The organism is uncultured Devosia sp. (assembly GCF_964244875.1).
GTDB lineage: Bacteria > Pseudomonadota > Alphaproteobacteria > Rhizobiales > Devosiaceae > Devosia.
This window is the reverse complement of the sequence record NZ_CAXTKA010000002.1, coordinates 286,727-298,821: the sequence shown is the minus strand read 5'-3', so window position 1 is coordinate 298,821 and position 12,095 is coordinate 286,727. Positions and strand designations below refer to the sequence as shown.

At 62.6% G+C, this 12,095-nt stretch carries 13 protein-coding genes; 9 read left to right on the top strand and 4 right to left on the bottom strand.

Going from position 1 to position 12,095, the window contains the following annotated elements; translation table 11 throughout:
* Position 1 precedes the first annotated feature (1 nt).
* On the top strand, positions 2-1,219 hold the full coding sequence (locus ACFE8X_RS03920) for a phosphopentomutase (protein WP_375450147.1): 1,218 nt from the start codon (positions 2-4) through the stop codon (positions 1,217-1,219).
* 15 nt (positions 1,220-1,234) lie between these two features.
* Complete coding sequence (gene upp, locus ACFE8X_RS03915; protein WP_375450146.1) at positions 1,235-1,879, top strand: uracil phosphoribosyltransferase; 645 nt, start codon at positions 1,235-1,237, stop codon at positions 1,877-1,879.
* A gap of 151 nt (positions 1,880-2,030) precedes the next feature.
* Here upp and ACFE8X_RS03910 read toward each other — a convergent pair whose 3' ends face one another.
* The 4 genes from ACFE8X_RS03910 to ACFE8X_RS03895 form a co-directional block, all read right to left on the bottom strand.
* Positions 2,031-2,654: an HAD family hydrolase gene (locus tag ACFE8X_RS03910; RefSeq protein WP_375450145.1), complete on the bottom strand. Its 624-nt coding sequence runs from the start codon at positions 2,652-2,654 to the stop codon at positions 2,031-2,033.
* Positions 2,655-2,732: 78 nt separating this feature from the next.
* The gene (locus ACFE8X_RS03905) at positions 2,733-3,317 is read right to left on the bottom strand and encodes a TadE/TadG family type IV pilus assembly protein (RefSeq protein ID WP_375450144.1); all 585 of its coding nucleotides are present in this window, start codon (positions 3,315-3,317) and stop codon (positions 2,733-2,735) included.
* Entirely contained in the window at positions 3,314-3,883 is a 570-nt protein-coding gene (locus ACFE8X_RS03900; protein ID WP_375450143.1) for a TadE/TadG family type IV pilus assembly protein, read from the bottom strand. The genes ACFE8X_RS03905 and ACFE8X_RS03900 overlap by 4 nt, the downstream gene beginning before the upstream one ends.
* Positions 3,884-4,023: 140 nt before the next feature.
* Positions 4,024-4,473, bottom strand: a complete 450-nt coding sequence (locus ACFE8X_RS03895) for a pilus assembly protein N-terminal domain-containing protein (RefSeq protein ID WP_375450142.1) — start codon at positions 4,471-4,473, stop codon at positions 4,024-4,026.
* Positions 4,474-4,857: 384 nt separating this feature from the next.
* Between ACFE8X_RS03895 and ACFE8X_RS03890 the strand changes: the two genes are divergently transcribed.
* From ACFE8X_RS03890 to ACFE8X_RS03860, 7 genes are all read left to right on the top strand, one after another.
* Entirely contained in the window at positions 4,858-5,040 is a 183-nt protein-coding gene (locus ACFE8X_RS03890; protein WP_375450141.1) for a Flp family type IVb pilin, read from the top strand.
* Positions 5,041-5,205: 165 nt separating this feature from the next.
* On the top strand, positions 5,206-5,706 hold the full coding sequence (locus ACFE8X_RS03885) for a prepilin peptidase (protein WP_375450140.1): 501 nt from the start codon (positions 5,206-5,208) through the stop codon (positions 5,704-5,706).
* A 197-nt stretch (positions 5,707-5,903) separates the two neighbouring features.
* The gene (cpaB, locus tag ACFE8X_RS03880; protein WP_375450139.1) at positions 5,904-6,806 is read left to right on the top strand and encodes a Flp pilus assembly protein CpaB; all 903 of its coding nucleotides are present in this window, start codon (positions 5,904-5,906) and stop codon (positions 6,804-6,806) included.
* A 16-nt stretch (positions 6,807-6,822) separates the two neighbouring features.
* Positions 6,823-8,250 carry a type II and III secretion system protein family protein gene (locus ACFE8X_RS03875; protein ID WP_375450138.1) on the top strand — a complete coding sequence of 476 codons (1,428 nt, stop codon included), beginning with the start codon at positions 6,823-6,825 and terminating at the stop codon, positions 8,248-8,250.
* 71 nt (positions 8,251-8,321) lie between these two features.
* A complete protein-coding gene (locus tag ACFE8X_RS03870) occupies positions 8,322-9,593 on the top strand; it encodes a CpaE family protein (protein WP_375450137.1) in 1,272 nt (423 codons plus the stop codon).
* A gap of 42 nt (positions 9,594-9,635) precedes the next feature.
* Positions 9,636-11,111 carry a CpaF family protein gene (locus ACFE8X_RS03865; protein WP_375450136.1) on the top strand — a complete coding sequence of 492 codons (1,476 nt, stop codon included), beginning with the start codon at positions 9,636-9,638 and terminating at the stop codon, positions 11,109-11,111.
* Positions 11,112-11,115: 4 nt separating this feature from the next.
* Entirely contained in the window at positions 11,116-12,090 is a 975-nt protein-coding gene (locus tag ACFE8X_RS03860) for a type II secretion system F family protein (protein ID WP_375450135.1), read from the top strand.
* The last annotated feature ends 5 nt before the right edge of the window (positions 12,091-12,095 follow it).

Here is a 12,095-nt window from a genome sequence, read left to right as displayed (position 1 = left end):
CATGCCCCGCGCCATTCTGCTGGTTCTCGACAGCGTCGGCATCGGCGGTGCGCCGGACGCCCAGGCCTATGGCGACGAAGGGGCCAATACCGTGGGCCATATCGCCCACTATGCCGCAGCCGGCAAGGCCGATCGCGCCGGTCTGCGGAGCGGCCCGCTCGATGTGCCCAACCTGGATGCGATGGGGCTGGGCGCCGCCATAAACCTGTCGACCGGCACGCTGCCCCCCAATCTTTCGGCCACGCCCAAGGGCGGCCGGTTCGGCGTCGGGCGCGAAGTCTCGCGCGGCAAGGATACGCCCTCGGGCCATTGGGAAATCGCCGGCGTGCCGGTGCCGTTCGACTGGGGCTATTTCCCGCAGACCGAGCCGACTTTTCCCCCCGATCTGATCGCCCAGTTCATCGAGCGGGCCAAGCTGCCCGGCATTCTTGGCGACAAGCATGCCTCGGGCACCGATATCATCGCCGAATTGGGCGAGCAAAGCATCCGCACCGGCAAGCCGATCGTTTACACCTCGATCGACTCGGTGTTCCAGATCGCCGCGCACGAGACCCATTTCGGGCTCGACCGGCTCTACGGGATTTGCCGGATCGCCTTTGAATTGACCGCGCCGCTGCTAATCGGCCGCGTCATCGCCCGCCCCTTCGTCGGCGAGAGCGCCGCAAGCTTCAAGCGCACCGGCAACCGTCGGGACTTTGCCATCCCGCCACCCGCGCCGACCCTGCTCGATCGCAATCAGGCGGCCGGTCACCAGGTCTTCGCCATCGGCAAGATTTCCGATATCTATGCCGGCCATGGCGTCACCCACAAGCTCAAGGCCACCGGGCTGATGGCGCTGTTCGACAAAACGCTGGAGGCGCTGCAAATGGCGACCGATGGTGCGCTGGTCATGACCAATTTCGTCGATTTCGACAGCGAATACGGCCACCGCCGCGACGTGCCCGGCTATGCGGCGGCGCTGGAAGCGTTCGACCGCCGCCTGCCCGAACTGATCGCCACGCTCAACCATGACGACCTGCTGATCCTGACCGCCGACCACGGCAATGATCCGACCTGGCCCGGCAGCGACCATACCCGCGAGCAGATCCCCATCCTGATGTTTTCCCCAGCCCTTCCACCGGGCGAGATTGGCATCCGCTCCACCTTCGCCGATATTGGCGAAAGCATCGCCCATTGGCTCGGCCTGCCTCCCGGCGTCCATGGGCGCAGCTTCTTGTAATGATTGGACCTGTCGATGAACGATGTCAGCCGCCATAACGTCACCGTCATCGATCACCCGCTGATCCAGCACAAGCTGACCATCATGCGCGACAAGGACACCTCGATCGCCGGGTTTCGCCGCCTGTTGCGCGAGATTGCCCATCTGATGTGCTATGAGGTGACGCGCGATCTCGAACTCGAGATGATCCCGATCGAGACCCCCATGTCCGAGATGATGGCGCCTGCCATCAAGGGCAAGAAACTGGTGTTCGCCTCCATCCTGCGGGCCGGCAACGGCCTGCTCGATGGCATGCTCGACCTGGTGCCGGCGGCCCGCGTCGCCCATATCGGCATCTATCGCGACCATGAGACGCTGCAGCCGGTGGAATACTACTTCAAAGCCCCGTCCAATCTTGAGGATCGGCTGATCATCGTTGTCGATCCGATGCTGGCCACCGCCAATTCGGCCACCGCCGCCATCGACAAGCTCAAGGAGCGCGGCGCCAACAATATCCGGTTCTTGTGCCTGTTGGCGGCGCCCGAAGGCGTGGAGCGGTTCACCGCAAGCCATCCCGACGTGCCGATTTTCACCGCGTCCATCGACAGCCATCTCAATGAGAAGGGCTACATCATCCCCGGACTGGGCGATGCGGGCGATCGCATGTACGGGACGAGGTAGTTTTCTTCTCCCCGTCGGGCAGAAGGTGACGTGCAGCGCCGGACGAAGGGGTGTCAGGGGCTAACGAGAGTTTGGAGTTGGCAACGAAATCCCCCTCACCCGTCTCGGCTTCGCCGATCCACCCTCTCCCCGATGGGGAGAGGAATAAGAGCTACTTCCCCCCGAGCGGCAAGCCCAAGTTGATCAGCTCTTTGCGCAGCGCTTTTGGCTCGGTGAAATGGATCGCCTTCATGCCGAACTTGCGCGCCGAGATCACGTTGGGCTCGCTGTCGTCAATGAACACGCAACTGTCGGGAGCCATGCCGTAGCGCTCGCAGAATACGCGATAGATGCGTGGATCGGGTTTCACCAACCCTTCGAGCCCGGACACGATCACGCCGTCGAACTTTTCGAGAAACGGCCATTCTGGCAGGCAACTGACCCATTTTTCCCAGGAAAAATTGGTGATGGCGAAAGTGGGGATATCCTGGGCGATCAACTCGTCATGGATATCGATGGTCCCCTGGATGAACGGCCCCAGCGTTTCCTTCCAGCGCAGATCGAACGCCTGGATTTCGCGCCAGTATTTGGGAAACCGGGTGATCAGCTTGGCCACGCCCTCGGCATAGATCTCGCCGGCATCGAACTCCAGGTTCCAGTCCAGCGTGCAGATAGTGTCCTTGAACCATTGCGCGTCCTCTTCGGTGTCGAAGAGCTTGCGGAACAGATACATCGGGTTCCAATCGACGAAGACGCCGCCAAGATCGAAAACGGGAATGAGCGTATCGTCGGCCATGATGTCTCGCTGCGAACAACCTGCCGGCTTGTGCCACGGGCTTTGGACCCTTGCAAGCGCAGTGCGACGCCCCTGGGGTCAGCCCGGACAAGCCGCCGTCGAAGTGGGATTGATATCGATGGCCCCTTCAAAGCGCGTCAGGAAAAAGTTCTCGCGCCGCAATTGGATGGCCTCCTCGTAGATGAAGCCGGTAATGGGCAGGTAGTCGTAGGTGGCTTCGGACACGATGACATAGGTGTTGAGCGATATGGCCTTCATCTCGGCGGGCAGCGGATAGGTCTGTCCCGCCACATGGGGGGTCGCGCCGCCCGCGGCCTTGGACCACGCGATTTCCGTCGTGCCGTTCGGCTTGACGAACACCGAGGTCACGATCTGCTTGGTGTCGCCGACGGGATAGGGCGCCATGATGCCCGACGCCGCCTGGAAATAGTCTTTGATCTCGCAGGCCGAAATCTTGCCATTGGCCCGCGCCACCAGATCGCCCATGGTGCCGGCGATGGTCTGCACCCGGCGGTCCATGGAGATCAGCGAGCTGGCTTCCACCGCTCCGATATAAAGCAGCAGCATGATTGGCAGGATGAGCGCAAACTCGACCGCCGCCACTCCCGTTGCATCGTGGCGGAAGCGGTTCAGCGACTGCTCTAAATGCGCCCGCCAGCTCATGAGTTGAATGGCTCGTTGCGGAACACCCGCACGGCACCCAATAGCTGCGTGCCATCGGGCTGGGCGGTGGATGAGAACGGTCCTGCCGGCAAGACCAGCGGCCACTTGTAATAAACTTGCACCACCACCGTATTGGATGCCGAGCCGGGGCGAAACTCCTCCGGAAACAGCCATGGGCAGGTATTGGTGCAGGTGCGCGAAAGCGGATACGGGATGGTGGCCGACGCAAAATCGTCTACCGGATGCACATAAATCTGCAGGCCTGCACAGTCTGAAAACAGGCCGCTAAGCCTGCTGCAGACCAAGTCTTCAAAATTCTGCAGCGTGTAATTACTGGTTTGCAACTGGCCGGTGCGGATTGCGCGACTGGCGTCTTGCACCGCGCTATCGAGGAACTGGCCGGCCAGAAACACGATCGAGGTTTCCAGGATCGCACCGACAATGGCAAAGAAGGGAAATGCCAGGATGCCGAACTCGATGGCGGTGACCCCGCTGTCGTCGCGACAGAACCGGGCCAACGGCTTCAGAAGCGATCGCCCGATCAGCGATGTCAGTGGTCTGCTCATGGGTGACGCGCCCGCCTTCAACGGCTGAACGCTAGGGCGCTATGGCTAATCGATGGTTAGCAAGCATCGGTACGTCCGGCAAACTTTGGCCGTTCGGTTAATGGCGGATTAAGGCGAACTACGCATCCGCCGGCACGCCCTTAGTCGGCAGCGGTGCCTTTGATCATGTTGGACGAGTCGACCTGGCTGCTGGTGAAGTCGTTCTGGTCGCCCAGCATGATCGTGGGCTGGCACACCGGCGCACAGGCCAGGCTCGTGCGGGCACTGCCCTGGTAAACCGTCAGCACGCCAGCTTGAAGCTGCACCACATTGACCAGGGTATCGGCCACCGGGTTGCCCGCGCCGTCCAGGACGATCAGATTGGTCTGCCCGAAACTCTTGCCGGTCAGCACCAGCGTTTGCGGGTCCTGGATAGTGACATCGGCAATCCCAGGATTGCCCACGATCACGGTGGCGGCGGGGGAGTTGATGCGCAGCACGCGCGCCATGTTCACATTGACGGTGATCGGGGCGCTGTCCTGCGCCCAGGCCGGTGCGACGACGCCGGCCAGGGTGAACAGCAACGCGAGAGCGGCGGTGAACTTGGACATCGAACGGTTCCGGATGCTGATACGCTTTGATCTATTTTCGCGACGAATGGTGAATAAATGGCAAACGTCGAGACTTGCCGATCACAGTCACATCGACAGATTGGCGCTGTCATCACGTCTTGATGACCTGTAGCTGAGCGCAATTGTTAAAGCTGACAGAGTATTACGCTCTTTATATGTACTATAGCCAGTCCGAGTCCGGAATTCATAAAATGTGAGCTATATCATTAAACCTTTGAAAACTATGAGAAATATCCAGATTGCTGCTTTGGCGTGATCGACCGATTAACGCAATTTCAAGAAGTCTCAGCTAACTTCCGGTCATGTTCGATGTGTGACGTGTCGAACCATGGCGTCACTGGATGACGTGAGCAAGGAGCCACTATGAAGAAGATTTTCGCACGTTTCGCCCAGGACGAGTCCGGCGCAACCGCTATCGAATACGGCCTGATCGCCGCCCTGATTTCCGTCGCCCTGATTGCTGCAGCCACCCTGGTCGGCGGCAACCTCAGCACTCTGTTTAACGGCATTGCCGGCCGCCTGAACGTGGCCGTCCCGGCTGCCTGATCAAGCGGACCCATTGCCGGGCGCAGGCGACCGCACGGCGTGCTGGCAACGGATCCAGAAGGGGAGAGGCATTTGCTTCTCCCCTTTCTCATTGGCTCTTCCTTAACGCGTTTGCCGCAGAGTGCGGGCAAGCGGATTTGACCCGCAACGCTTCCGAGGCGGCACATGTCCACTATTGCATTGCTGTTCTTTCCCTCTGCCATGGCACTGGCCGCCTCCTCTGACCTTCTGACCATGAAGATTTCCAACAAGCTGGTCCTGGTGCTGGTCGCCGGCTTTTTCGTCATGGCCATCGCCATCAACCTGCCGCTGCAACAATTGGCGCTCCATGTCATGTGCGCCCTGCTGGTGCTGGTCGTGGGGTTCGTGCTGTTTGCCCTGCGCTGGGTCGGTGGCGGCGATGCCAAGCTGGCGGCGGCCACGACCCTGTGGCTCGGCTTCGGGCTGACGCCGATGTTCGTGATTTATTCGGGCCTCGCCGGGGGCGTGCTGACGCTCACCATCCTGGCGCTGCGCGGCATGCCGCTGACGCCGCTCATCGCCCGCTATCGCTGGCTCGAACGCCTGCACGATCCCAAGTCCGGCGTCCCCTATGGCATTGCCATGGCCGCTGCGGGCATGCTGGTCTATTCCAATTCGGTCATCTTCCAGCAGCTCGCCGCCTGAAGAATGCGCCGGAGCGTGCCCTTCCTGCGCCCCGGTAACGGCTTGAATGTTCTTGGCGCCGGACAATTTTGCAAAACGCGAATATTTACGGCTCGGTAACCGCAACTGCAAAGCTCCTCTTAACCAAACTTTGACCCTTTGCGTACAGAATTGTCCGGTGGGAATGGGCGCGTCGCGCCACAGAACCGGAGTGGGTCATGAAACCGGCACGCATTATTCTGTTGCTTGTGGCGCTCGTCGCCGGCGGGCTGGCTGCCTTCCTAGTCACGCGCGGTCGCCCGGCCACCACCAATGTGGTCACCAATGAAGTGGTGCGCCAGGAAGCCAAGACCCAGATCCTGGTGGCCCGCGGCCCCATCGGCATGGGCGAGCGCCTGAGCCCCGCCACCGTCGAATGGCAGGACTGGCCGGAAGGCGCCATCCGCTCCGAATATGTCACCATCTCCGCCATGCCCGATGCGCCGACCGAGCTGGCTGGCGCGGTGGCGCGCTTCGAGTTCTTTCCCGGCGAGCCGATCCGCCAGCAAAAGCTGGTGACCGACGCGCAGGGCTACATGTCCGCCGTCCTGAGCAAGGGCATGCGCGGCGTGTCCGTGCCGGTCAATCCCGAGGCCAGCGCCGGCGGCTATATCGTGCCCAATGATCATGTCGACGTGCTGCTGACAAGCCAGGGCGATCAGGGCCAGGTGTCCGAACTGGTGCTGGCCAATGCCCGCGTGCTGGCCATTGGCAACCGGCTCGGCGAAGTGGGCGCATCGGGCGGTGCGACTGCTGAAAATGCCGAGGGCGGTCCCCAGGCGCAGATCTTTGCCGACAGCACCATCGCCACGCTGGAATTGACCCCCGGCCAGGCCGAATCGCTGGTCAATGCGGCCTCGCGCGGGGTGCTGTCGCTGTCGCTGCGCTCCATCACCGATTTCAACGACAACACCATTGCCCGCGACGGCACCACCGCCTCGGTCCGCGTCATCCGCTTCGGCCAGGAGCAGAACGTCATCTCGGGGGTCACGCCGCCTGCCGGGGTCCAGCCGACGGTCGAGCCGGCCAGCTACGCCACCCCGCCGATGGCGGCGATCCCGCCCCAGTCCGTGCCCCAATAGGAGCGAGGAAACCATCATGTTCACCCCGACCATCCATCCTTGCTTCAAAGCGCTGCGCCAGGCGGGGTTCGCCGCCCTGATGCTCGGCACAATGCTGGCCGGCTCGGCCCTGGGCACCACCGGCGCCTATGCCCAGCAGCAGGCGCAGATGACCATCTCCGATTACGGCCGCACCCGCAGCATCGCGCTTGAAACCAACAAGTCGATGATCCTGGACCTGCCGGCGGACGTGGCCGAGGTCGTCGTGTCCCAGCCCACCGTGGCCGGGGCCATCATGCGCACCACCCGCCGCGCCATCATCCAGGGCATTCTGGGCGGCAACACCAATATCCTGTTCCTCGATGCCAACGGGCAAGCCATCGCCGTGCTCGACCTCAAGGTGGCCAAGGAGCCGTCCCAGGTCGGGGAAGCGCTGGAGGCCGCGCTCGCCCGGATCCTGCCCGGCTCGGCCATCCAGGTCGACTCGGTCAATCTCAAGGACGATACCAACCGCGTGGTGCTCTCGGGCACCGTCGCCTCGAGCCAGGATGCCGACCGCGCCTTGGCGATTGCCATCCAATATGCCGGCGATCCTACCAATGTCGCCAGCGTCATCGACGTTTCGGGCGGCCAACAGGTGCTGTTGCAGGTCACCGTCGCCGAAGTATCGCGCGATGCGGTCAAGCAGTTGGGGATCAATCTGAGCGGCTCGCTCAGCGTCGGCTCGCTCAATGCCAGTTTCGGCAGCGCCCAGACGGCCTTGCCCAACGGGATCGGCGCCGACTTCGAAGTGCCCAATGTCTCCATCAGCGCCGAACTGCGCGCGCTGGAAACGCGTGGCGCGGTGCGCACGCTGGCCGAACCGGCCCTGACCGCCATTTCCGGCCAGACCGCCGAATTCCTCGCCGGCGGCCAGATCCCGGTGCTCAGCTCCATCGACGACGGCGAGCGCATCTATACCCTCAAGGACTTCGGCGTGAAGCTAAAGTTCACCCCCACCATCAAGTCCAGCGGGCTGATTGGCCTCGCCGTCGAAACCGAAGTCTCCGAATTGTCCGAGCAGTCGTTCAACAATGGCACCGAGGATATCCCCGGCTTCAATACGCGCAGCGCCAAAACCTCGGTCGAGCTGCGCGCCGGGGAAACCCTGGCCATCGCCGGCATCATCCAGGACAAGGTGCGCCAGCAGATCAGCGGCCTGCCCGGCCTGGGCAATATCCCCATCCTGGGCGCGCTGTTCCGCTCCCGCGAGTTCCAGCACAGCCAGACCGAACTGGTGATTCTGGTGACCCCCTTTATCGCCAAGCCGACGACCCAGGCCCTGCCGCTGCCCACCGACGCCTTCGTGCCGGCCAGCGACGCCGAGGCGATTTTCCTGGGGCACATGCAAACCCAATATGGCGTCGGCGGCGGCAATGGCATGCGCGGCACGTTGAACGGCTCGGTGGGCTTCGTGCTCGACTGAGCTGTGGCTGCCCACGGGCGGCAAACAATGAGACGGCGCCGGGCGACCGGCAGCAAGGAGCTTGAAGCGTCATGAGTTTTCTCAACCCGGACCCCAAGAGGGCCGAAGAGCCGGCCGCCGACATCGTTGGCGGCGCGCGGCTCATTCCGCGCATCACCATCCAGGCCTTTTGCGAGCATTCCCAGACCGCCCAACTGGTGGAAAGCGCCATTCACGACCGGCGCATGTCCAAGGTGGCGCTGACCACCCACAATGGTGGCCTCGACGGCGCCGTCGAAACCTACAAATCCAATCCCACGCCCAACCTGATCATGGTGGAAACCACCCTGCCGCCCAGCGAAATTCCCGCATCGCTCGCCCGGCTGGCCGAGGTCTGCGACGCCTCGACCCGCCTGATTCTGCTCGGCCACGTCAACGACGTGCTGCTCTATCGCGAACTGATCCGGGGCGGGGTGTCCGAATATATCGTGCTGCCGACTTCGGCGCAGTCGATCGTCACCGCCATCACCGAACTGTTCGCCTCCGAAGGCGCGGCCCCCATCGGGCGTACCGTGGGGTTCGTTTCGGCCAAGGGCGGCGCCGGCGGGTCCACCGTCGCCCACAATGTCGCCTGGGCGATTTCCCAGGCTTTGCGCCAGGATTCGCTGATCCTGGACATGGACCTGGCCTTCGGCACCGCCGGGCTGAATTTCAACCAGGACCCGCCCCATGGCCTGGCCGACGCGCTCAACGTCAACCAGAAGATCGACCAGACCATGCTCGATCGGCTGATGAGCAAGGCGGCCAACCACATCAACCTGCTGACCGCTCCGGTCACTCTTGATCGCACCTTCGATTTCGAGGAGCGCGAATTCGAGCAGATCATCGAGCTCAGCCAAAACACCATGCCCGTCGTGGTGCTCGACATTCCCCATGCCTGGAATGCCTGGATACGCCACACCCTGGCCACCATCGATGAAGTGGTGATCGTGGCCGAACCGGACTTGGCCAACCTGCGCAACGCCAAGAACCTGGCCGATACCATCAAGGCCTTGCGCCCGTCGGAAACCGCACCCAACCTGATCATCAACAAGCTCGGCCTGCCGCGCCGCCCCGAGATCAGCGCCGCCGAATTCGCCGCCTCCATCGAATGCCGGCTCCTGGGCACCATCCCGTTCGACGCTGCCCTGTTCGGCACCGCCGCCAACAATGGCCAGATGATCGCCGAGGTCTCGGCCAACAGCAAGATCAACGACACCTATCGCGCCGTCGGCCTGCATGTGACCGGCCGCCAGGCCGTGCAATCGGCAGGCAAGGGTGCTGCACTCATGAAAATGCCCACTTTCCTGAAAAAGCGGGCTTAACCAGCGATCTCCTAAGCTCGTCACGTTGAAACGGTAGTACCCATGTTTGGCAAGCGCACATCATTTGGCGGCAATACCCCGGGGGTCGCGGAACTGGCGCGTCCAGTCGCCAGTCCGGCTCGCCCGGAGCCCGCCCGTCGCGCCGCCGATCCCGATGGCTCCGCTGCCCGCCTGCGCGAGGAGATCGTGGATGTCCGCTCGCCTGTCGACGCGCAGCGCGACAAGGATTATTTCCAGACCAAGTCGGCAATCTTCAACGCGCTGATCGACTCCATCGACCTGAGCCAGCTGGCAACGATGGACCAGGACGCCGCACGCGAGGAAATTCGCGACATCGTCGCCGAAATCATTGCGCTCAAATCCATCATCATGTCCATCTCCGAGCAGGAAGACCTGCTCGAGGATATCTGCAACGACGTTCTGGGCTATGGGCCGCTCGAGCCGCTGCTGGCGCGTGACGACATCTCCGACATCATGGTGAACGGGTCCCAGAAGTGCTATATCGAAGTCGCCGGGCGGGTGAAGCTCACCAACGTGCGCTTCCGCGACGATGCGCACCTGATGAATGTGTGCCAGCGCATCGTGTCCCAGGTCGGCCGCCGCGTCGATGAAAGCTCCCCCATCTGCGACGCCCGCTTGCCCGATGGCAGCCGCGTCAACGTGATCGCCCCCCCGCTGTCCATCGACGGGGCCGCGCTCACCATCCGTAAGTTCAAGAAGGACAAGCTGACCCTCCAGCAATTGGTCAAATATGCCTCCATCTCGCCCGAAGGCGCCGAGGTGCTGCGCATCCTGGGCCGGGTGCGCGCCAATGTGCTGATCTCGGGCGGTACCGGTTCGGGCAAGACCACGCTGCTCAACTGCCTGACCGCCTTCATCGAGAAGGACGAACGCGTCATCACCTGCGAAGATTCCGCCGAACTGCAATTGCAGCAGCCCCACGTGGTGCGCCTGGAAACCCGGCCGCCCAATCTTGAGGGCGAAGGCGAAATCACCATGCGCGACCTGATCAAGAACTGCCTGCGCATGCGCCCCGAACGCATCATCGTGGGCGAAGTGCGCGGACCCGAGGCCTTCGATCTGCTGCAGGCCATGAACACCGGCCATGACGGCTCGATGGGCACGCTGCACGCCAACTCGCCGCGCGAGGCGCTCAGCCGCCTTGAATCCATGATCACCATGGGCGGCTATGCCCTGCCCAGCCGCACCATTCGCGAGATGATCTGCTCGTCCATCGACGTGGTGGTGCAGGCCGCCCGACTGCGCGACGGTTCGCGCCGCATCACCCACATCACCGAAGTGCTGGGCATGGAAGGCGACGTGATCGTCACCCAGGACGTGTTCCTCTATGACATCATGGGCGAGGACAGCGCCGGCATGCTGATGGGCCGCCACCGCTCCACCGGCATCACCAAGCCGGCATTCACCGAGCGCGCGAAATACTTCAACGAAGAAGCCAATCTGGTCGAGGCGCTGGAAAAATCCAACACCGAGCAACGCGAACTGCTGGATTCATGAAGCCATGAACGTCCTTCTCCTCGCTTTTCTGGCCATAGTGACCGTCGGCGCCGCGGGCTTTGCGCTGGTGCCGTCCATGCTGGGGGGCGGGCGCGCCGAAAAGCGCCGCAAGGCCTTTCAGGGCGATATTCAGGCCAACCGGCGCGAGATGGATGCCGCCAAGACCCGCGACTCGCGCCGCAAAAGCGTGCAGCAGGCGCTCAAGACCCAGAACGACCTGCTCAACCGCAAGAAACGCATTCCCCTGCCGGCGCTGCTGTTCCAGGCCGGCATGACCATCAAGCCGGCAGCGTTCATTCGTAACAGCGTGCTGTTCGGCATCGGCCTGACGGTCATCCTGTTCATCGTCCAGGTGCCGATCTATTTCGCCGCCATTTTCGGGCTGGCTGGCGCCTATCTGCTGCCGCGCATGTGGGTCAATCGCAAGCGCAAGAAATACCAGAGCCTGTTCCTCGACGAATTGCCCAACGCCGTCGAAGCCATCGTGCGCGGCGTCAAGACCGGCCTGCCGCTCAACGACTCCATCCGCGTGGTGGCCAAGGATTCCAAGGAACCGGTGAAGTCCGAATTTGCCCGCATCCTCGATCAGCAGGCCTTCGGCATGTCCATGACCGAAGCGGTCACCGTACTGCTCGATCGCGTGCCGCTGCCCGAGGTCAATTTCTTTGTCGTCGTCATTACCGTGCAGCAACAGGCCGGCGGCAACCTGAGCGAGGCGCTGGGCAATCTGGCGCGCGTACTGCGCAACCGCAAGAAGATGAAGCAGAAGATCAAGGCGATGTCGTCCGAAGCGAAGGCCTCGGCCATGATCATCGGTGCGCTGCCCTTCATCGTCGCCACGTTGGTGTCGCTGACATCCCCGCTTTACCTGCAGCCGTTCTGGACCACCCAGCTCGGCTATATCTGGGCCGGCGTGGGCGCCGGCATGCTGGCCATGGGCATTTTCGTGATGACAAAAATGGTGCAGTTCGACTTTTAGGCGAG